The sequence below is a fragment of the Lactobacillus gallinarum DSM 10532 = JCM 2011 genome (assembly GCF_001434975.1).
Classification (GTDB): Bacteria; Bacillota; Bacilli; order Lactobacillales; family Lactobacillaceae; genus Lactobacillus; species Lactobacillus gallinarum.
In genome coordinates this window covers 33402-55637 of record NZ_AZEL01000044.1, presented here as the reverse complement: position 1 = coordinate 55637, position 22236 = coordinate 33402, and the positions used below count along the sequence as shown (strand labels likewise).

Annotated in this window: 20 protein-coding genes; 13 read left to right on the top strand and 7 right to left on the bottom strand. The window is 36.1% G+C overall.

Annotation, left to right across the window (positions count from 1 at the left end):
- The first annotated feature begins 122 nt into the window (after positions 1-122).
- From FC37_RS05245 to FC37_RS05235, 3 genes are all read left to right on the top strand, one after another.
- Positions 123-1085: a hypothetical protein gene (locus tag FC37_RS05245; protein WP_025005346.1), complete on the top strand. Its 963-nt coding sequence runs from the start codon at positions 123-125 to the stop codon at positions 1083-1085.
- A 139-nt stretch (positions 1086-1224) separates the two neighbouring features.
- Complete coding sequence (locus FC37_RS05240) at positions 1225-2130, top strand: hypothetical protein (protein WP_025005347.1); 906 nt, start codon at positions 1225-1227, stop codon at positions 2128-2130.
- A gap of 103 nt (positions 2131-2233) precedes the next feature.
- Positions 2234-3220: a hypothetical protein gene (locus FC37_RS05235; RefSeq protein ID WP_025005348.1), complete on the top strand. Its 987-nt coding sequence runs from the start codon at positions 2234-2236 to the stop codon at positions 3218-3220.
- A 40-nt stretch (positions 3221-3260) separates the two neighbouring features.
- Here the strand turns inward: FC37_RS05235 and FC37_RS05230 are convergent, their stop codons facing one another.
- Positions 3261-3695 carry a histidine phosphatase family protein gene (locus tag FC37_RS05230; RefSeq protein ID WP_025005349.1) on the bottom strand — a complete coding sequence of 145 codons (435 nt, stop codon included), beginning with the start codon at positions 3693-3695 and terminating at the stop codon, positions 3261-3263.
- A gap of 159 nt (positions 3696-3854) precedes the next feature.
- On the opposite strand from FC37_RS05230, the gene FC37_RS05225 reads away from it, so the two are divergent.
- The 8 genes from FC37_RS05225 (at position 3855) to FC37_RS05190 (ending at position 14219) form a co-directional block, all read left to right on the top strand.
- The gene (locus tag FC37_RS05225; protein WP_025005350.1) at positions 3855-5087 is read left to right on the top strand and encodes a lactate oxidase; all 1233 of its coding nucleotides are present in this window, start codon (positions 3855-3857) and stop codon (positions 5085-5087) included.
- 347 nt (positions 5088-5434) lie between these two features.
- Positions 5435-6868 carry a cytochrome ubiquinol oxidase subunit I gene (locus FC37_RS05220; protein WP_025005351.1) on the top strand — a complete coding sequence of 478 codons (1434 nt, stop codon included), beginning with the start codon at positions 5435-5437 and terminating at the stop codon, positions 6866-6868.
- Positions 6869-7891: a cytochrome d ubiquinol oxidase subunit II gene (cydB, locus tag FC37_RS05215; RefSeq protein ID WP_025005352.1), complete on the top strand. Its 1023-nt coding sequence runs from the start codon at positions 6869-6871 to the stop codon at positions 7889-7891.
- The gene (gene cydD, locus FC37_RS05210; RefSeq protein ID WP_025005353.1) at positions 7891-9609 is read left to right on the top strand and encodes a thiol reductant ABC exporter subunit CydD; all 1719 of its coding nucleotides are present in this window, start codon (positions 7891-7893) and stop codon (positions 9607-9609) included. Before cydB ends, cydD begins: the two co-directional genes overlap by 1 nt.
- A complete protein-coding gene (cydC, locus tag FC37_RS05205) occupies positions 9599-11347 on the top strand; it encodes a thiol reductant ABC exporter subunit CydC (RefSeq protein WP_025005354.1) in 1749 nt (582 codons plus the stop codon). The genes cydD and cydC overlap by 11 nt, the downstream gene beginning before the upstream one ends.
- A gap of 10 nt (positions 11348-11357) precedes the next feature.
- Entirely contained in the window at positions 11358-12056 is a 699-nt protein-coding gene (gene ubiE / locus FC37_RS05200; RefSeq protein ID WP_025005355.1) for a bifunctional demethylmenaquinone methyltransferase/2-methoxy-6-polyprenyl-1,4-benzoquinol methylase UbiE, read from the top strand.
- 34 nt (positions 12057-12090) lie between these two features.
- Positions 12091-12990, top strand: coding sequence for a prenyltransferase (locus tag FC37_RS05195; protein WP_025005356.1), 900 nt, complete (start codon positions 12091-12093; stop codon positions 12988-12990).
- Between the two features lie 20 nt (positions 12991-13010).
- Positions 13011-14219 carry an NAD(P)/FAD-dependent oxidoreductase gene (locus FC37_RS05190; RefSeq protein WP_025005357.1) on the top strand — a complete coding sequence of 403 codons (1209 nt, stop codon included), beginning with the start codon at positions 13011-13013 and terminating at the stop codon, positions 14217-14219.
- A 45-nt stretch (positions 14220-14264) separates the two neighbouring features.
- Here the strand turns inward: FC37_RS05190 and FC37_RS10990 are convergent, their stop codons facing one another.
- Positions 14265-14489, bottom strand: coding sequence for a helix-turn-helix domain-containing protein (locus FC37_RS10990; protein WP_081776558.1), 225 nt, complete (start codon positions 14487-14489; stop codon positions 14265-14267).
- On the opposite strand from FC37_RS10990, the gene FC37_RS10050 reads away from it, so the two are divergent.
- The gene (locus FC37_RS10050) at positions 14488-14712 is read left to right on the top strand and encodes a GH32 C-terminal domain-containing protein (protein ID WP_338034537.1); all 225 of its coding nucleotides are present in this window, start codon (positions 14488-14490) and stop codon (positions 14710-14712) included. The genes FC37_RS10990 and FC37_RS10050 overlap by 2 nt on opposite strands.
- A 122-nt stretch (positions 14713-14834) precedes the next feature.
- Positions 14835-17033: an alpha-galactosidase gene (locus FC37_RS05185; protein ID WP_025005358.1), complete on the top strand. Its 2199-nt coding sequence runs from the start codon at positions 14835-14837 to the stop codon at positions 17031-17033.
- On the opposite strand, the gene FC37_RS05180 is transcribed toward FC37_RS05185, so the two are convergent.
- The 5 genes from FC37_RS05180 to FC37_RS05160 form a co-directional block, all read right to left on the bottom strand.
- Positions 17026-17676: a substrate-binding domain-containing protein gene (locus tag FC37_RS05180; RefSeq protein ID WP_051518981.1), complete on the bottom strand. Its 651-nt coding sequence runs from the start codon at positions 17674-17676 to the stop codon at positions 17026-17028. The two genes, FC37_RS05185 and FC37_RS05180, sit on opposite strands and share 8 nt — an antisense overlap.
- A 32-nt stretch (positions 17677-17708) precedes the next feature.
- Positions 17709-18056 (bottom strand): LacI family DNA-binding transcriptional regulator, encoded by a 348-nt coding sequence (locus FC37_RS05175; protein ID WP_035434135.1) that lies wholly within the window; start codon positions 18054-18056, stop codon positions 17709-17711.
- A 132-nt stretch (positions 18057-18188) separates the two neighbouring features.
- Positions 18189-19181 carry a UDP-glucose 4-epimerase GalE gene (gene galE, locus FC37_RS05170; RefSeq protein ID WP_025005359.1) on the bottom strand — a complete coding sequence of 331 codons (993 nt, stop codon included), beginning with the start codon at positions 19179-19181 and terminating at the stop codon, positions 18189-18191.
- A 102-nt stretch (positions 19182-19283) separates the two neighbouring features.
- On the bottom strand, positions 19284-20240 hold the full coding sequence (locus FC37_RS05165; protein WP_056945530.1) for a beta-galactosidase small subunit: 957 nt from the start codon (positions 20238-20240) through the stop codon (positions 19284-19286).
- Positions 20224-22104 (bottom strand): glycoside hydrolase family 2 TIM barrel-domain containing protein, encoded by a 1881-nt coding sequence (locus FC37_RS05160; RefSeq protein ID WP_025005360.1) that lies wholly within the window; start codon positions 22102-22104, stop codon positions 20224-20226. Before FC37_RS05160 ends, FC37_RS05165 begins: the two co-directional genes overlap by 17 nt.
- Between the last annotated feature and the right edge of the window lie 132 nt (positions 22105-22236).

The window sequence follows — 22236 nt, the reverse complement described above, 5'->3', positions numbered from 1 at the left end:
TTTTGTTGTATAATCAAAAATGGATATTTTGATTATAACGATGGAGAAAAAAGTTGAACAAAAAGATAAAAGTTGGGTTAATTACTTGTTGTAGTTTGTTACTTTTGACAGGGTGCAGTCCCGTGAGTCATAAAACGCAGCATCAAGAAAAGAAAATAGCGGTAGTCAAAAAACATTCTTCTAAGAAAATCGTAAATGAAGATGGAGTCAGGTTATCTACAAAGCTGACACCTAAAGAAATTGCAAGTGCTATTACGGTGTGTGCTGCAAATAAATATCATGGAACTTGGGTAAAAGTATTAAATGAAGCAAGAACTAATGGCTTAAAAATTAGTTTTCATAATCGAAGCGATTATCCCAAAATCACTAATGGTCAGGGATATGTATATGGAGTAAGTGCTGATAAACAAAATAGTGGAGCATGCTATACATTAAATGATGACCAGATTTTTATCTATGATAATCAAACTGAATTAGGCTCAATTACAGTAGATAAAATGGTTAAATATTTAAATACACATAATAGTGCTGGCATTGTTAAAAGACTAGCTAATGATGTGGTTTTAGGTACAGCTGATAATAATTCAAATGGCTCTAGTACTACGAAAATAGCAGGCGATAGAGGTTTAGATAATGCACCTGCAGAGATGCTAGGAACTTGGTACTCATATGATAATCATGAAAAAGCAACCGTAACTTTTACTGAACATACTATCGAAGAGACAGAAGATGGGCGTACAGTTACGACAGAACTGCATAAAATGAACCCAGATCGTGATCGCGGTGATCATGATCAAGATAAGGCTTATTGGGCTAAAACCAAGCATTGGGCAACTATTTCTAAGTTTAAAGTGCCTGAAAGCAAGCCAAAAGATAATAAGCTGTACTATAACATCTATGGTTGGAATGAAACCGCTGGCGATGGTGAGTTTTATGCTCTCCATACAGAAGAAAGTCAACCTGTATTAATATTAGCTGGAGGTGCAGGCATATGGACCGATGCGGTATATTGGAAAACACCAGAATTAGCTCAAAAATATGCTGGAAAGAAGTTCCATGATTTGCGTTATCGAGAAATGGATTAATTTGCTAAAAAAGCTTTAATGAATTTAACAAAATCAACTTTCTAATGTAAAATGCTATATAATAAAAATGCTAATTAGTATCCCTAATTTTCGTTAGGGGTATTTTTGTATTATCGGGAAGAATGTTGAAAGTATTGCAATGAGCAAAAAGATATTAGTATTAATTTTTTTAATAGCTACAGCTCTAAATCTCAGTGCTTGTAGTCAAAATTCCACTCAGCATGATAAAAGTGTCGACAACAATACTCAAAAGCAAGTTTCAAAGAATTTAACTGCTAATAAATTAACCAAGACATCACAGGCTAGTGCAATTACAATTTATGCAGCCATGAAATATAAAGGAAAATGGCAAGACGCATATAAGCAAGCGGTAAAAAATCATTTAAGTATCAGTATTAAAAGTAAAACAGGTTTTAGCCGTATTTTTAAAGGGCAGGGCTATATTTACCAGGTTACTGGTAACGGAAAAGAACAAAATACTTTCTACACGTTGAAGAAAGATGAAGTCTCATTTTTTAACCATAAAAAGAAAATAGCTACTGTTAGTTTGAATTCGATTTTAACTTTTTTAAATGATCATCAAAAATCTGAAGAAGTGAAAAGATTATCTGCTAAGACTGTATTGGGTGCTCGGATTACTTCAAATAAATATGGGGTTAAAGGGGATGCAGGGTTAGCTTATATTCCTAAAAAACTTCGTGGTATTTGGTACAATAAAAAGGGTAAAAAGCTAGTGATCACTGCTCATACTATTGAAGGAGAAGAGATTCATAGGATATCAACTGCTGTAGTTACTACGGAATCCTTCCAACAAACTAAGCACTGGGCTAGAGCTCGAATCGAGAATATTAATGGTATTGATTGTTATCATGTCCAAAGCTTAGGAGCACAAAACTTTGGCTTTTTGTATACTGTACAAAAAAATGGTAGAAATCCGGCGGTAGTAACCTATAGTGTAGATACCGGAGATTATCTTGATTCCTATTGGAAATCAACAACAATTGCTAAAAATAATGTGAATGCTGAATTTAAAAGCTTAAAGTAAGTATAAGTTTTAGGAAATTTTTGCTTTAAAAGTTGGCATTTATTCTTTTTCATAATATTATTAGGAAAAGCAATAGAAACGAATAAGAAAAGGGGAAATTCTGTTGAAACATAAATTAACTGTGTTGGTTGCAATTTCTGCGGCTTTAACTTTAGCAGGATGCAGTCAAACTACACAAAGCAATACACAATCATCACAATCTAAAACAAGTAAAGTTGCTAAGAATTCAAGTGATAACTCTAGTACTTCAACAGCTAGTTCCAAGAATAAAGATACATATACTAAGTTGTCTGCAAGCAAGATGGATTACAAGACCACTGCCAGTGCCATTGCAGTTTATGCGGCACAAAAATACGGTGATACTTGGGAAATTGCTGTTAATGCCGCTAAGCAAGGAAATTTAGGTGTAGCATTTAGAAGTAAAGATGCTACAGGCATTACCTCAGATAATAGCGGTTATGTTTATGAAGTTAGTGGTACCGGCAAGAGCAGTAATGCGCGTTATATGCTAGCTGGTGATGGTGCCAATAAACAAGTTACTATTTTTGTTAAGCAACGTAATTTAGGAACTACTGGTTTGAAAGATATCGTTGCTTACCTTAACCAAAAGAAAGCTGCTGATTTAGTAAAACAATTAGCTGAAAAAACACAATTAAATGTCAAATTAGAAGGCGATGAAGATGCACAAAAGACTACAACTACTAGTGCTAGTGTGATTCCTTCATCACTTCAAGGTACTTGGTACACTGCTGATACAGGCAACGGCAATATTGACACTTTGACTGTAACTGATAATAAAATTAATGATGAAGCTGGTTTTAGCATGAATGTTAAGGCTAAGAACAGTGGTTCAAGTACTTCAGATGGTTATATGAAGCAAACTACAATTAATGGTATTAGTTTCTATAGCTTTACCAATATGGGTCAAACTCCAGGACAGGGTAGTACATACTTGGCACCACATACTGAAGATGGTCAAAGTGTGATCGTCTCAGCTAATTCAAACGGCCGCACTAATGCTGTTTACTGGAAGAGTGAAGCTCTTGCAAAGAAGAATTCTAATAAGCAATTTAGTGATTTGAAGTATTAGATTATGAATGTAAAAAAGACGTCGATTGTCGACGCCTTTTTTAGTTTGGATTAATTAAATCTTCTAGTTTAAATTTTCCATTTTTGTAATCAATTACAAGAATAGAACAATTGCCAAATCTCTTTTTTAAAAATTGCTGTGGATCAACTCCGATGGCAATTAAGAAATTAAAGCAGGCTCCGGCATGTGAGACGGCAATAACTTTCTCATTGGGTTGGGCTTTAGCCATAAAACTTGAAATTGTATCAAATACACGCTTTTGCACGTCTTTTTGATTTTCACCACCATATTGAACAAAAAAATCGTTGTAAGGAACTTGAGGGTTAAGACGTTCATCTTGACCTTCGAAAGAACCGAAATACTCTTCTTTTAAGCCTTTTAGTCTTTGATAAGATATTTGTTTATTAGTAACAATTTCTAAAGTATCGCTAGCTCTGAGACTGTCAAGAAGTTTGTGTAAATAGATCTTTCTCATCGATTGATTTTTTATTCTTTATTTAGTCAAAATAAGATAACGGACTACATTATGATAATTATAATGTTTGTAAGCCTTTTCACTAACAGAAATAATGTTTTGGTGTAATAATGAAAGCTGAACAGATTTATAAAATTTATGTAGAAAGAGGCACAAGATATGACAGTATATTACAAAGGATTCCCACAAAGCGATCGGGAAGAATATTTGCATATGATTAATGTCGATGAACTTGAACAAAGAGTTAAGAAAATTATGCCAGAAGGGGCATATTACTACATTGCTTCTGGTTCAGAGAATGAATGGACATGGCGTAATAACACCGCAGCCTTTAATCATTGGCAAATTATTCCTCGTGCCTTAACTGACATGGAAAATCCTTCTACAGCTACTGAATTCATGGGGATGAAGCTCAAGACTCCAGTAATGATTTCACCAATTGCATGTCACGGAATTGCACATACAATGGCTGAAGTTGATACGCAAAAGGGTGCTGCAGCTGCTGGTGCATTGTTTGCATCAAGTACCTATGCTAACAAGAGTGTTGAAGATATTGCTAAAGCCGCTCCAGATGCTCCAAGATTTTTCCAACTTTACTTAAGTAAGGATTGGAAATTTAACGAAATGGTCTTTGATGCAATTAAAAAGACAGGTTATAAGGGCATTTATTTGACTGTTGATGCTTTGGTATCAGGTTATCGTGAAGCTAACTTGAGAACTAAATTTACTTATCCAGTTCCATTGGACTTCTTTACCCGCTATCTTGATGGTAAGGGTGAAGGACAAAGTGTAGCTCAAATGTATGCTTCATCAGCTCAAAAGATTGGTCCTGAAGATGTTCGTCGCATTAAGGAAGAAACTGGCTTACCTGTAATTGTTAAGGGTGTTGAATCTGTTGAAGATGCTTATAAAGCAATGGGTGCTGGCGCTGATGGTATTTATGTTACCAACCATGGTGGCCGTCAATTAGATGGTGGTCCTGCAGCTATTGATGTTTTGCCAGCAATTGCCAAGGCTGTTAACCACCAGGTACCAATTATCTTTGATTCCGGCGTACGTCGTGGCTCACATGTCTTTAAAGCATTAGCATTGGGTGCCGATATGGTTGGTATCGGTCGTCCATATCTTTATGGTTTAGCCTTAGGTGGAGCACCAGGTGTTCAAAGTGTAATTGATCAATTAGACAAAGAATTGTTGATCGATATGCAATTAACAGGATGCAAGACTATTGAAGACGTTAAACATGCTAAAATTGCACATATTAATTACACTGCAGATAATTTGGATTCAATTACTTCTCCTGACAGAATGAAGCCATATCCAAAGACAGCCGATAATCAAATTAAGACAAATGGTGCCTCTGATGCAACGTCAGGAGCATCAGAGCATTAAATAACTAATTGAAAAAATCTTCTTTTAATAAGATGATTTTTTTATTTTTAGTAGGTCACTTTCTTAACTAATACTGATATAAGTACGATTATCTGATTAAAAAGAACCGATTATTTAATAACATAAAAATATTTTTAAAAATTTTTATGAGGAATAAAGCTGAATAATTTATAAATACTAATAATAACAGCTGTTATTGTAAGGCCTAAAGTGAAAAATTAGAATAAAATAAGATAACACTACTGAAAACGCATTATTGCCCGACTTGAAAGACTTTTTAAGAGGTATACACTATAAGTGAGCCTATTAAAAGATTAGGGAGTTTAGAATTTTATGGAGGCGTAATTATGAATGTGTTAAGTTTAGCACGTTTCCAATTCGCAATGACGACCATATTCCACTTCTTCTTTGTACCATTTACAATTGGTACAATCTTCGTGGTTGCGATTATGGAATCAATGTATGTCCACACTGGAAACCCTAATTATCGCAAAATGACTAAATTCTGGGGAAATGTCTTCCTCTTAACTTTCGCCGTTGGTGTGGTAACTGGATTAATTCAGGAATTCCAATTCGGTATGAATTGGTCAGATTATTCAAGATTCATGGGTGATATTTTCGGAGCTCCATTAGCATTTGAAGCCTTGCTATCATTCTTTATTGAATCAACATTTATTGGTCTTTGGTTATTTACCTGGGATCGTGTAAAGAAGGGCTTGCACCTATTCTTTGCATGGATGATTGTCTTTGGTACTTTAACTTCAGCACTTTGGATTTTGACAGCTAACTCATTTATGCAGCATCCCGTTGGATTTAGTATCCGCGGTGGTCGTGCAGTCATGGTTGACTTTGGTGCATTGCTTAGCAACCGTCAATTATTATATGAATATACTCACGTAATTTTTGGTGCATTGCTTACCGGTGCTACCATTCTTACAGGTTTAGCTGCATTCCAATTACTTAAAAAACGTAGCATATCAGATGTTAACAAGAAGATTTATCATAAAACTATTCGTTTAGGATTGGTTTTAATGTTAATTTTCTCATCTTGTGAGTTTGTTGCCGGTGACTTCCAAATGAGATATTTGGTTCATGAACAACCAATGAAGTTCGCTGCAGCAGAAGGTGTAACGACTACGACCGGTGAAAAAGCACCATGGACTGTAGTTGGCTATGTCGATCCTAAGACTCATGACATAAAAGGAAACATTGATATTCCCGATGTATTGAGTATTCTTTCATACCACAAGACCACAGGTGCCGTAACTGGTATGAAAGAAGTTAATAAGCAACTTGAAAAGAGATATGGAACTAAGATTGACAATCATAAGATGGATTATTATGTTCCAGCTAACACTTTGTTCTGGTCATTCCGTGTAATGTGTGGCTTTGCTGCATTATTATTCTTAGTTTCAATTGTAGGATTGATCATGACACGCAAAGGCAAAGAAAGTCTTTACAGCCATCGTTGGTGTCTATGGGTACTAGCAATTTTGACTTTCTCACCATTTATTGTTAATACTGCAGGTTGGTTAATTACTGAACTTGGTCGTTATCCATGGACTGTTTATGGACTATTTACTATTGCACAAAGTGTATCACCAAGTGTATCAGCAACATCATTGTTAATTTCCAATATTGTTTACTTCTCATTGTTTACAATTTTGGCAATTGTAATGATTGCTTTAACTGTTCGCTTCTTGCGTAATGACCCAGAAGAATGGGAAAAAGCTGGAGACGAAAAGAGAGCTACTGATCCATTTGCAAAGGGGGCCTTTTAAATGTCAGCGTCAGTTTTGCAAATATTATGGTTTATCTTGTTAGCCGTTTTGTTTTCCGGCTTCTTCTTCCTGGATGGTTTTGACTTCGGTGTGGGAATGGCTGTAAAAACATTAGCTTATAATGATGCCGAAAGAACTCAAATTGTCAGAACTATTGGACCTGTGTGGGATGGTAATGAGGTATGGCTTATTACCGCAGGTGGTGCTATGTTTGCATCATTCCCATATTGGTATGCAACATTATTTTCAGGATACTACATTATTTTGCTGATTATCTTGGTTGGCTTAATTATTCGTGGTGTATCCTTTGAGTTTAGGTCAAAGAGTAGTGCAGCCCATCGTCATATTTGGGATAACATAATGGCAATCGGGAGTTTCCTTGTTCCATTCTTCTTCGGAATCATGTTTATCTCAATGATTAAAGGGATGCCAATCGATGCAAATGGTAATATTTATGGTCATTTCTTCGATTACATTAACTGGTTCTCAGTAGTAGGTGGTGTTGCTTTAACACTTCTTTGCTACTTACATGGTTTGAACTATATTACTTTAAAGACAAAAGGCGTAATTTCAGATCGTGCCCAAAATTATGCTCATGCACTTTACTGGGTACTCTATGTTGGTGAAGTTATTTTTGCTTTACTATTATTCTTCCAAACAGACTTCTTAAAGGTTCATCCAATTTTGACTCTAATCTGCCTAGCTTTAATCGTGGGCTTCTCAGTTGCAGCACACGTTTCAACCTTTAAGAACAAGCAAGGTATCGCTCTTACATTTAGTGGTCTTACCTTGATTTCATTGGTAGCATTAATCTTCTGCGGATTGTTCCCAAGAGTAATGATCTCATCAATTAGTAGCAAATACGATTTGATGATCCAAAGTGCATCATCATCAAATTACACTTTAGTTGTAATGACAATTGCTACTGTAATCTTGGTACCTTGTGTTTTGGCTTACACAATCTGGGCTTACTGGATTTTTCGCAAGCGGATTGCAATGCCTAAAATTGGAGAGGTTAAATAATGATTGATCGACAGCTATTCAAACTTGCTGGCGCTAGTGCAATCATGAGAAAGCTTGCAGTAATTGAGATTCTGCAGGCTTTTTTCATAATTGGTCAGGCTTTGGCATTAAGTGCAGTTTTGACGGGACTTTGGAAAGGTCATGCTTTAAATTGGCTATTATTATTGCTATTTATTGTATGCTTTGCCTTGCGTCAATTGATTAATACTATTAGGGATGCAATTTTAAATAAATATTCTGGAAAAATTGCAGAAGACTTACGAGAAAAACTTTTAACCAAAGTATTTAATGAAGGACAAGCTCTAGTTCAAAAGCAGGGAACGGGTAGCTTGATTACGATGGCTTTGGATGGAGTTGATGAGGTTCGACAATATGTCAAACTGATTTATAGCAAAGTCCTTACGATGATGATCGTTCCGATCATAGTGTTTATCTGCATGCTTTGTTTAAATTGTCTTTCTGCAGTAATTCTGCTTTTGATGTATCCTTTAATTGTTCTTTTCATGATAATTTTGGGACATGCAGCACAAGATAAGGCGATTAAACAATTTGGTCGTTTCCAGGTTTTATCAAATAATTTTATCGATTCCTTACGTGGTATTGATACACTAAAATATTTGGGCCTAAGCAAGCGCTATTCAAAAAGTATTTATCGTTTAAGTGAAAACTTTCGCAAGAAAACAATGGCAGTGTTAAAAGTCGCAATGCTTTCAACTTTTGCTCTTGATTTCTTTACTACTTTATCGATTGCTATCATTGCAGTTTTTCTTGGTTTTGATTTGATGAATGGAAAAATCAATTTATTTCCTGCTTTGGGAATCTTGATTTTAGCACCAGACTTTTTCTTACCAATCCGAGATTTTGCAGGCGATTTTCATGCCACTCTAAATGGAAAAAATGCGTTTAAGAGAATTAATGAGTTAATCGCTGCTCCGAAAGAACCTGTAAAGAAAATTGCATTAACTGACTGGAGTGCAAATGATGAGTTAATAATTAATGACCTGCGTTTCAATTATTTAAAGGGTGCGGAAATTGGACCAATTAATTTTAAGATTAAAGGCTATCAAAAAATCGGAATTATCGGTATGAGTGGTTCTGGTAAGAGTACTTTGATTAACCTAATTAGTGGCTTTTTAACACCAAGTCAAGCTGATATTGAAATAGAAGGTCATAAAACTAACACGATGAACATCCCTGATTGGCAGAGGCAATTAATCTACATTCCGCAACAGCCATATGTTTTTTCAAAGTCTTTACGTGAAAATATTGCTTTTTATCACCCTGAAGCAACTGATCAAGAAATATTGCAGGCTATTCATGTCATGGGATTAGATGATTTATTAAACGACTTGCCTAAGGGCTTAGATACGGTTATCGGTCAAGGTAAAAGAGCTTTGTCTGGTGGTCAAGCGCAAAGAATTGCTTTAGCAAGGGCATTTCTAGATCCTAAACGTAAAGTGATGATCTTTGATGAGCCAACTGCTCACTTAGATATTGAAACTGAAATTGATTTGAAGACTAAAATGTTGCCTTTAATGCAAAAGCGCCTGGTCTTCTTTGCCACTCACCGGTTGCACTGGTTAAAAGAAATGGATTATATCCTAGTCATGAATCATGGACAGCTAGTAGGTCAGGGAACGTTTGCAGATTTGCAGGCAAATAATAGTTACTTTATTGATTTAATTCACGGAATGAGAGGCGAAAGCAATGATCAATAGGATTCCAATTTTAAAAGCTCTAAAAAATGATCGTTGGGTTCGTCCTTTCTTAAAGCGCTACAAAAAAACTTTGATCTTAGCAATTTTCTTGGGTATTTTGACGTTCTTCTGCGGTGGAGGATTGATGTTCTGCGCAGGTTACTTGATTAGTAGATCTGCTGCACGACCTGAAAATATTTTACTAGTTTATGTACCGATAGTTTTGACCAGAGCATTTGGTGTGTTCCGTCCAGCTGTCCGTTATGTTGAACGGTTAGTAAGTCATAACTGGGTCTTTAGAATGACTTCCAAATTCCGCCAGCAGCTTTATGATTCGTTGGAACGGGATGCTACTAATTTTAATAGTAAGTATCAACTAGGCGATATCTTAGGCTTATTGTCTGATGATGTTAGCCACATTCAAAACCTGTATTTAAGATCTATTTTTCCAATGATGGTAGCTTGGGGCCTATATGCAATTATTGTAATTGGCTTAGGTTGGCTATCTCCATTAATGGGATTATGGATGCTAGTAGTTTTTGGCTTAATTATTTTTGCTATTCCAATTTGGTCAGTGCTTGTAAACGGAGCTAGACAGACCTATGAAAAGCAAATGCAAGATAAACTGTATGCTGATCTGACAGATAACGTGATGGGTGTCAACGATTGGGTTTTATCCGGTCGTGGTTCAGCCTTTTTGAAGCTCCATGTTAAAGATCAACAAGAACTTTTTGAAGTTGATCAGGTGATGAAAAAGTTTGAACGTTGGCGTGATTATACTTTTCAGCTAGTATATCTGTTAGCGATTGTCAGTTTGATAATTTGGGGCATGTTTCGCTTTGGTCAAAGAGATACCTATTATACAAACTGGATTGCAGCGTTTGCATTGGCACTATTTCCAACCGTGTCAGCCTTTGCGGGATTGCCAGCCGCAGCTCAGGAAACAAATATTTATAAGGATTCGTTAAATCGATTAAATAATTTACCTGGACCAGAAGTTGAAAATAAGAAAGCAATTACCCTTAAGGCTCCATATGAAATTGATCTTAAGGATGTGCATTATACTTATCCCAAGACTGATAAAGAGATTTTGCACGGTCTTAATTTAACCATTAAGAATGGTGAAAAGTTAGCAATTTTAGGACGTAGTGGTGCTGGTAAAAGCACGCTCGCTTCATTATTGCGTGGAGATCGTACTCCTGATAGCGGTAGTATTACGCTAAATGGAATTTCGACAGATCAATTTGGTGATCAGATTGCTAATTATTTCAGTATAATTAATCAAAATCCTTACTTGTTTAACACAACAATTGGCAATAATCTCCGCTTAGGAAATGAAGATGCTACAGATGATCAATTGTGGGATGTGTTAAGACGAGTAGGATTAGATCAAATGGTTGAAAAACTGCCGCAGGGTTTAGAAACAGAAGTAGATGAAGCAGGTTTACGTTTTTCAGGTGGTGAGCGTCACCGCTTGGCTTTGGCAAGAATTTTGTTAAAAGATACGCCGATTGTATTGCTTGATGAGCCAACAGTAGGATTAGATCCTATTACTGAACAAGCTGTGATCGATACTTTTATGACTCAGCTTAAAGGAAAAACTTTGATTTGGATTACACACCACTTGCAGGGAATTGATCAAATGGATCAGGTTATTTTCCTAGAAGATGGGAAAATTTATATGCAAGGCAGTCCAAAAGAGTTGTGGCAAACTGAGCAGCGTTATCGTGAATTAAAGAGAGCAGATCAAGGTCTGTGAGGAAAAAGCAATGTTAACAAATAAAGTACCTGAAAAAGACGTTAATGATTTATTTACCCGCGTTGCTCCCAATTATGATTTGATGAATAATATGGTCAGTTTGGGCATCCAGAATATTTGGCGGAAACAATTTTTAACCAGATTAAATTTGAAAAGCACAGATCAATGTTTAGATTTATGTTGTGGCACTGGCGATTCTACTATTGCTTTAGCGAAAAAAGTTAAATTGGTAACTGGCCTAGACTTTAATCAAGCAATGTTAAAACTGGCCCACGAAAAGATAGTGAAAAAGCATTTGCAACCGAAAGTTAAATTAGTTAACGGGTATGCAATGAATTTGCCTTTCGCGGCGAGAAGTTTTAATTGTGTTACCATTTGTTTTGGCTTACGCAATGTGCCCGATGCAGAAAAGACCATTAAAGAAGCTTATCGGGTTTTAAAACCTGGCGGACAATTTGCCATTTTAGAAATGTCGCAGCCTAATAATCAGATCATTAAATTAGGTTGGCGTGCGTATTTTGAAATTTTCCCTTATTGGGCAAAGCTGGTTAAGAGCAATGTGCGAGATTATCAATATTTATCTAAAACAAGTAAAGAATTTTTATCTGCTCAACAATTAAAGCAATTATTAGTTAAAAATGGATTTAGTCATGTCGCGGTTAAGAAATTAACTGGTGGAGCGGCAGCGATTCATATAGGAATTAAATAGATAAAAATTAGATGTATCGAAAGGATGTGGGCTAATGGCTTTAAATGTATTTTTGGAATTAATTGAAATTAAGGCCAAGACAGCTAGTGTAATACCATTTTTGTTAGGAATGTGCTTTAGTAAATTTTATTATCATCAACTAAATTGGCAGCTAGCTTTAATCTTCTTTATTGCAATGTTTTTATTCAATATGGTTGTCGATATGTTTGACAATTATTGCGATTATTATCATGCGGATAGTAAGAGTTACCAAGAAAAAACTAATATCATTGGTCGAGAAAATATTAACCCTAAGTTGGTTTTGGGTTTAATAATCGGATTTAGTGTGATTTCGGCATTGTTAGGTATTTATCTTGTAAGTCAAGCTGGGTTGCCTGTTTTATGGATGGGTATCTTCTGTTTTGCCGTTGGGTATCTATATTCGTTTGGTCCGCATCCAATTTCAAGTTTGCCATTAGGCGAGCTATTTTCCGGTTTCACCATGGGCTTTATGATTGTTTTACTGAGCGTATACCTTAATACCTATCAAGTGTTTACCTGGAATTGGTTAACTATTGGACAAATCTTTTTTGTAGCTCTGGCAGATGAATTATGGATCTCTAATTTAATGCTGACCAACAATTTATGTGATGCTCAAGAAGACGAAGATAATCACCGTACGACTATCATTCATTTTATTGGTAAAAAGGGCGGATTAATCGCTTTAACCGTCAAAAATGTATTGGCATTTTTGATTATTGGAATTTTACCTTTCTTGGGACTTGCACCAAAAACTGTTTGGCTAACAATCTTAATCGTTCCATTTATCTATCAACAAAATAAGATAATTATTCATAAACAAGTTAAAACGGAAACCTTTAGTACCGGTGTTAAAACACTGTTAGTAGGGTCTGCCGCATATCTATTTACATATTTCTTAGGAATTATATTTTAAAAGAGTAGGAGGATTCAATCATGAAAAAGATTGTTGTATTAGGTGCTGGTTTTGCCGGCATTAAGACCGTCGTTAAACTGCAAAAAAAATTGCGTGAAGAAGTTAAGATTATTTTAGTTGATCGCAATCCATTTCACTGTGAGACATTCCGTTTGTATGACGTGGTATCTGGTGAAGCGCCATACACCGCAATATCGTATCCAGTAGCAGATGTGATTAATCCAAAGATGACTACCTTTATCCAAGATGAAGTTAAGAAAATTGATTACCAAAATAAAACGGTAGAATTAGCCAAGCATACTCCTTTAAAATATGATTATTGTGTAATTGGATTAGGCTTTACGTTAAGCACATTTGGAATCGATGGCGTGCAAGAACATGCATTGCCTATGTATAATGTGGAATCTGCCGAGGCTATTCGGAATCATCTGTATGCAAGCATGCGTGATTATAAAAAGACTAAGAATCCGAATGATTTGGTAATAACAATGTGTGGGTCAGGCTTTCAGGCAGTAGAAGTAACCAACGCTATAGCTATGAATAGACCTCGTTTTGCCAAATTAGCAGGAGTTAGTCCTGATCAAATCAAAATCAAGATGTTTAATAGCTCTAAGAGAATGTTGCCAATGTTTGGCGATAAGCAATGTAATTATGCTTTGAATAAGATCAAAGAAAATGATATTGATATCATTAATCAAGCGCGCATTAGTCAAATTCAAGCGGATGGCGTTTGCTATAAGATTGGTGATCAAGCTGAAGAAAAGAAGTTGGCAACTAATAACATAATTTGGATGATGGGCTTTAGTGGTAATCCAGTAATTGCGGACTCTGGTTTTAAGGAACAACGTGACAAGATTACAGTAACTGATCATTTAACAGCTCCTGAAAGTGAAGACATCTATGTTTTAGGGGATGTTGCTTCAGTGCCACAACCAGGAAAGAGCTGGCCTTTGCCAAATACTGGTCAATTAGCTTTATCTATGGCTAATTATGCAGCCGATGATATTCATGCGAGAGTGAATGGCTATAGTCGTCCTAACCCATTTGTTTACCATGACTTAGGTGTTGTGGTTGATTTGGGTAAAAGTGCTGTAGGCTTAGCATTAGGCGTTAAATTATATGGCTATTGGGCTTCAGTGATGAAGAAGATCACTATTGATAAATCGATCTTTGAAACCGGCGGCGTTAAAGGAACGTTGTCTATTGGTCGTTTTGACTTTTATCATTAAAATAAAAATTTACATAAATAAAATAAGTGATGGATCTTTGATGATTCATCGCTTATTTGTTTTGGTATTATATTTCTTTCTGAATTCGGTCGGTGAAATCTGATATCTTTTACGAAAAAGACGGTTAAAGCTCTGATAGCTTTGAAAACCGGAAGAAAGTGCAATGTAAGAAATCGTTCCAGAATCCGATTTTAGTAGTTCACTTGCTCTTTTTAAGCGGTAATCGATTATAAATTGTTCTGGACTTTGATTAGAGTTTTTCTCCTGAATTTTTAATCATAAAAAACAAGAATTTATCATAGATCGCGGAAATTGCGGAGTTCATTTTGGTGAAAGTTATGGCAATAGTCGCAGTTGTCATTTAAATCTAGATCAAAAAATAAAAGTTAGAATCTTACAAGATGAATCTTCAGCTGAAATTTTCTTAGATGATGGTAAAAAAGTATTTTCAATGCGAGTTTTTCCTGATGAAAAGCTAACCGAATTTTTGTAACAAGTGAAAATGGTGAAGCTAAAGTAGAAGGTACTATTTATCAATTAGGATCAGCTGAACTATAAAAAAGAAGCATAGAAAGTTCTATGCTCCTTTTTAGTAAGTAGAATACGGAGAAAAATATGCAAAACTTAATTACAGTTGATGAAAAAAATAAAGTTTTTCATTTACACAATAAACAAATATCATATTTATTTTCAGTGGAACAGGGAGCTACTTTAGCTCATTTATATTTTGGTAAAAGAATTCGACAATATCATGGACAGTTAAAATATCCCCGTTTGCTTCGAGGCTTTTCAGGCAATTTGGCTGATGTACTAGGACGTGAGTTTTCTCGTGATACTTTGCCTGAAGAATATAGTAGTGCAGGCGAAATGGATTATCGCACGTCAGCAACGGTTTTATATCAAAAAAATGGTTCAAATTCTATTTTGTTAAGATATAAGAGTTATGAAATAGTTGCAGGGAAGCCAAAATTGAATGGTTTGCCACATAGTCTGGTTAAAGACGAAGATGAAGCCCAAACTTTGATTGTTACTCTTGAAGATCAATTAACTCAGGTGGAATATCAATTGTTTTATACAATTTTTAGAGATTTACCAGTTATTTCTAGAGCTGTAAAAATAATTAATTCTGGAGAAGAAGTCGTTCACTTAAGAAAAGCCGCTTCAATGCAAATTGATTTTGGCAATGAAGATTTTGAAGCAATTACCTTGCCCGGAGCGCATGCCAATGAACGTCATCTGCAAAGAAGCAAGATTGATCAGGGGATTCGCGTCTATGGTAGTCATCGTGGCGCTTCCAGTCATCAGATGAATCCCTTTCTTGCTTTAGTTAGACCTAATACAGATGAATTTGCAGGAGACGCATATGGTTTTACTTTTGTTTATTCAGGTAATCATATGTTTGAACTTGAGAAAGATCAAATTAATCAAATCCGTTTAAATATTGGGATAAACGATTTTAATTTTGATTGGAAACTGGAGCCAAATGAAGATTTTCAGACTCCGGAAGTTTTGATGACTTATTCTCCAAATGGCATAAATCAAATGAGCCAGACATTTCATCAAGTGATTTTTGACCATATTATTCGCAGTAAATTCAAAAATAAGGTTCGACCTATTTTGGTTAATAATTGGGAAGCAACGTATTTCGATTTTAATGAAAAGAAATTACAAACAATTGTTGATCAAGCTAAGGATTTAGGGATTGAAATGTTTGTCTTGGATGATGGCTGGTTTGGACACAGGGATGCGGATAATTCATCTTTAGGCGATTGGTTTGTCGATCAGAGAAAGTTTCCTACTGGTTTGAGTCATTTTATTGATTATGTACATAATCAAGGATTAAAATTTGGTATTTGGTTTGAACCAGAGATGATTTCCTATGATTCTGAATTATATAAAAAACATCCCGATTATTTGATGCATGTTCCTAATAGAATTCCTAATCCAGATCGTCACCAATATGTGCTTGATTTAGGGAGGAAAGAAGTACGACAAAATATTTTTGACCAGATGGTTAAGATCCTAGATCCAAATCAAATTGATTATATTAAATGGGATATGAATCGTCATATCTCAGACATTTATAAAGCAGATTTAACGCCAGATGAGCAGGGTGAAGCATATCATCGTTATATTTTAGGATTATATGATTTGCTTGAAAAATTGACGACCAGATATCCTAATATTTTGTTTGAAGGATGTTCTGATGGTGGCGGTAGATTTGATGCTGGTATGGCTTATTATACACCGCAAATTTGGGCTAGTGATAATAGTGATGCGATTGCTAGATTAAAGATCCAATATGGTACAAGTCTAGTTTATCCGCAATCATTGATGACCTCACATGTTTCCGTGTGTCCAAATGAACAAAATGGTAGAGTAACACCATTAGCTACACGGGGTGCTGTAGCTATGTGGGGAGACCTAGGCTATGAACTTGATTTAACTAAATTGAATGATGATGAAAAAGAAGAAGTTAAAAAGCAAATAACTTTATATAAGCAAATTAGAAAGCTTACTCAATTTGGCACTTTATATCGTTTGAAGTCGCCATTTAATAGTAATCAGACTGCTTGGGAAGTAGTTAGTTCAGATAAACGTGATGTAATTTTAACTGTAGTAAATATTCTGAGTTCAGCTCAGCCTAGCTTTACTAAGCCTAAATTAGCTGGCTTGAATCCAGAATATGATTATAAAAATATCGCCACCAATGAAATAATCGGTGGCGATGAATTAATGGACACAGGTATTTATGATGAGGTGGCCCATCAAGATTTTGTGGCTAAAATGTATCATTTTAAAGCAGTCAATTGATTGCCTTGATTGATTCACGTTTATTTAAGTTGCTGTGACAAGTAACAGTTAGAGGAATACTGATATTTTCAGTAATTAAATCTTTAGCAAGACGGACTGCAGTTTTACCCATTTCTTTGGTATCCATATAAACACTGGAAAGAGTAGGAGTTAAAAAGCGATTGATATCAACATCATCAAAACTTACGACTGAAATATCATCAGGAATAGAAATATGGTGGTTGTTAAGAGCTTTGTAAACGCCTAGTGCCATTGGATCGCTTCCCACTACAATTGCTGTAGGCCGCTCTTTCAATTGAATGACTTGATCAGTAATTTTAAGAGCGGAATCTGCAGACCAATCGGTAATAAAAGAGTGACAATATTGATCCAAGTTGTGCAATTTCATCCAGGAAATATAACGAGTTTCTCTCAAGTCGCATTTTTCAGTAGTGATTTTTCCGTCTAAATCCATAATGGAAGATTTACCACCAATATAAACAATATTTTCATGACCAAGAGAATGAAGAAGATCCAAGATGTAAGTAGTTTTTTCTACGAAGTCATTTCGAATAATATTGCAGTTAAGAATATTAGTGTTGACATCGAGAAAAATTACATTATGATTGATGGTTTGAATCGATTTTATAGCTTCAGGCGTCATTTCACCTTCAATTAATACTGCTCCGTAGTTAGCTAAAATAGACCAATCTTTTTTTGATCATTCATCTTAAAAGGTTGATCAATTCTTAAATGCCATTTTTTAGCTTCATCATTAATCCCCATATGCATATTAAGAAAATATGGATCATCTATTTCTCGTGCATGGTCATGACGCATAATTAATGCAATTGAAAGTTGCGGATCATTTTGTTTAGGGCCCCGCTTTTTCTTGCCTTTGCTGTAATGCAGTTTGTTTGCTACATGAATTACACGTTTTCTTGCTTCGTCATTAATGTGAAAAGTAGGATCATTATTTAAAATGCGGGATACACTTGCAGGTGAAACGCCAGCGATCCGCGCAATATCTCTAATACTTGCCATAAAAGCCACCTCATATTTCTTCTTTTCGTAATTATAACATTTTAAATGAAGCCAAAGAAAAACACGCTATTAAAGCGTGTTTTTTTAGATAATAAAATAGTTTAGACAGTGTGTTGTATAGAAATAATAATCTTATTTATCTTCGTAACCCTTTGGGTGGCCCTTGTGCCACTTCCAAGCAGTTGCGATTACGTCATCAACATTTTCGTGTTTTGGCTTCCAGCCTAAAACAGTTCTTGCCTTAGTTGAATCAGCAACAAGTGAATCAGGGTCACCGCCACGACGTGGTCCCATAGTATAAGGAATATCAATACCAGTAACCTTCTTAGCACTTTCCAAAATTTCAAGGTTGGAGTAACCATGTGCAGTACCCAAGTTGAAGACATCTGACTTGTTAGTCTTCATCATATGCTTCAATGCCAAAATGTGAGCATCGATTAAGTCTTCTACTTGAACATAGTCACGTACATTAGTACCGTCTTTAGTATTGTAATCATCACCAAAGATAGTAAATTTACCATCACCAGAAATAGCACTCTTTAAAATATTTGGAATCAAGTGAGTTTCTGGAGCGTGGTCTTCACCGATAGAACCGTCACTTGAAGCACCAGCAACGTTGAAGTAACGAAGGGCAGTGTACTTAATGCCGTCAGCCTTGTCAGCCCAAGCCATGATCTTTTCCATCATCATCTTGGTTTCACCGTATGGGTTGATAGGGTTAAGTGGAGTGTCTTCTGTGATTGGCAATTTCTTAGGAATACCATAAGTTGCGGCAGAACTTGAGAAGACTAAGTATTTAACGTTGGCATCATTCATAGCTTGTAATAATGAAATCATACCAGTAACGTTGTTGTCGTAATACTTAAGAGGCTTTTTAACTGATTCTGGAACAAGTGAGTAAGCTGCAAAGTGCATTACTGCATCGATCTTTTCATCACGCAAAATCTTTGATACTAAGAAAGTATCTTCGATGTCGCCTTGATAAAACTTGGCTTTAGGATCAACAGCTTTTCTGTGACCAGTGTACAAAGCATCTAAGACAACAACGTCATTGCCTTCTTTAACTAATTCACGAACAGCATGTGAGCCGATATAGCCCGCACCACCGATAACTAAAACTTTCATGTGTATAACTCCTTTAATAGTTGTTAACTTTTTACTGAAATCGATTACATTGTAACACACAATTTAGTAAATGATTTACTAAATTCAATAAAATACTTAAAATTAATTGAGTATAAATGAAAATTCGTGATCTAATTCTGGATTAATATGATAAGCACTCTCAACATCAGAGCCCCAACTATCGATGCCGCCAATGCCTCGAACTGCACCTGCAATTACTAACACAGTTCTGCGAACAAGTGGTAATTCCTCAATATGGGTGGCATTTTCGAGTTCTTCAGCGGTATAAGGCAAACAACTAAAATTGAATGGCTTTTTATCTTGTAGAATTGATAAACTGAATTTTTCATTTGTTTGATCAGAATTATTTTGAGTGGCTTCACGGTTAATAACTAACTTTTTAGTTTGCATGTGCATGCCATTTTCTTGCGGAACCAAATATTTGGTAACCGGTAATCCATCGATATGGAAACGACCTTCTTTAGCTCCGGCCATTCTATCAGGATAAGTTTCGCCGGATAAACCTTCATAATCGAATCCAGTAGCGGCAGTTGGCATAATTAATCGAATACCAATCACAGGTAAGGGTGATAATCCCTTCTTACCATAATAATGCATCGTGACTTTAATGTGACCGACATCATCAATATTATAGATGATTTTTGCATTTGTTGCAGGGATAGTTAAAGTTTGATAAGTAAATGAAATTTGAGCACTGCTTGCATATTCGTGATTGCTGAATTTATTGTTAAATGGAGCAATAGGTAATTCAGGAAAATCATGTTCATCTACTTTTAAATGAATATCAGTACATTTAGTGAATATATCGGCTCCGAGCCATTGAGCGGCCTTTAGATTGAACCCGCTGCCGCGATCGTTATCTGTAGTTGCTCGCCAAAAAGTGGGAGTAGGTACACGATAAAGCCATTCTTTGCCGTGTACTTTTAAAGATTCAAGTCCGCCGCGCTCATAACTAAAGATATATTGAAAATCTTGGCCATTCACGCCAAATGTGCCATCGCCGTAAATAATATGCAATTTTTTATTTGTGTAATCCATAGTAGTATCTAACCTCCTGCATTGCTGGTTTGGGTGTGCGGTCTGCGAACATTAAACCGTCGCCAGAGAATTCATAATCGGAGTGACGATCATCAAAGTCGCCACCGTAACGCAATACGTCCTGTCCGCTGACTGGATCATGCACAAACAGAGCCTGATCGATAAAATCCCAGATAAAGCCGCCCATGTACTGAGGGTATTTATCAATTAGCTTGATGTAAGAGCCCATGCCACCGTCGGAGTTGCCCATATCGTGCATGTATTCACATTCGACAAGTGGCTTTTTAGGATTTTGGAGATATTCTTCTGCCTCTTTAGGTGGCAAATACATACAGCTTTCAAGGTCTGAGATTTCTTTCTTAAATTCTGGTGCATGGAAGACGCCTTCGTAGTGGGTGAGGCGAGAAGAATCGTGATCTTTGTAGAATTTGTTCATAGCGGCGATGTTGCTGCCGGCATATGATTCGTTGCCAAGTGACCAGAATAAGATTGCAGTGTGATTCTTGAAGGTTTCATAATTGCTGCGGGCACGGTCGACGACGACTTCACGCCATTCGGGGATGCTGCCGGGTACATTGGAAGTAGCTTCAACTTGGCCTAACTTTTGCCAGGTACCGTGGGACTCCAAATTGTTTTCCGCCATCATGTAAATTCCGTTTTGATCGCAGAGATAGTACCAAGGAATTTGATTTGGGTAGTGGCAGGTTCTAACGGCATTGATGTTGTTGTGTTTAAAGGTAGCAATGTCTTGCTTCATGTCGGCTAGGGTAATGCTGCGACCACGCTTAGCATCCCATTCGTGACGATTAACGCCGTTGATGATTAATCTTTTGCCGTTAAGCAAAACCACATGATCCTTGGTAATTTCAATTTTTCTAAAACCAAATTGGTAAGGAATAAGTTCAACTAATTTGCCATCTTGGTCATGAACTTCAATGATTAATTGATAAAGGTATGGATCATGGTTGTCCCATAGGTGAACATTGGCAAAAGTTTCGTTTTCAATTTCAACGGTTGATTTAAGTGGCAACTTTTTATTAAGCAAAGTTTTGCCATCGATGTCTTCAACTAAGACGTGGACATTGCCACTGGTTTTACCCATAAAGTGCAATTTAGCGTTGAAGACACCGTCATGGTAATCATTAACAACAGTTGGTTTGATATCTAGATCCATTAGATGAGTCCGAGGTAAGGCTAAGAGTTCAACTGAACGAAAAATACCGGAGAATCTAAACATATCTTGATCTTCTAGCCAGGAAGCAGTGCTGTGTTTGAAGACTTCGACAGCTAAGATGTTGTCTTTTGCTTGAATGTAAGGTGTAAGATCGAATTCGGAAGGTGTGAAACTATCTTCGGCGTAACCGATGAAGTGACCGTTGAGATAGACATACATGGCCCGTTCAACGCCTTCGAATTGAATATGGATGTCATGGCCGGCTAAAGCAGGATTTAAGTCAAAGTGTTTAAGATATGAACCGACTGTGTTGTCTTTTCCTTGACTAAAATCGCCATTCTTGATGCCGCGCCCCAGGGTATAGGCAGGTTTACGATAGATTTTGCTTTCCCAGGGATACAGAATGTTAGTGTATTGATTTTGGGCGTAGCCGTTTAATTCAATTTCACTAGGAACGGGGATGGTGTCAAAGGAAGATGAGTCAAAGCTGCGTTTGTAAAAATCAATGGGCCGGCTTTGAGGATCTTTTGAAAAATGAAACTGCCAGGCACCGTTGAGGCTTTGTTTAAAACTGCTGCTGTGGTTTTGCCATTCACGGTAATCTTTGTAAAAGGGATGATCACTGTGAGCTGGCAGTTGATTAATCCTGAAGACTTCGGGATCATCAAGCCATTTGATATTTGCTTTCATGATAAGACCTAGTTTCTATAAAAAAATATATTTTGAAAACGGTTTTATTATAACACCAAATTAAATAATTTATCAAATAAATAAATAATTTAGTAATATAAAGTAAATAAATTAATTGACAAATCTCGAGAA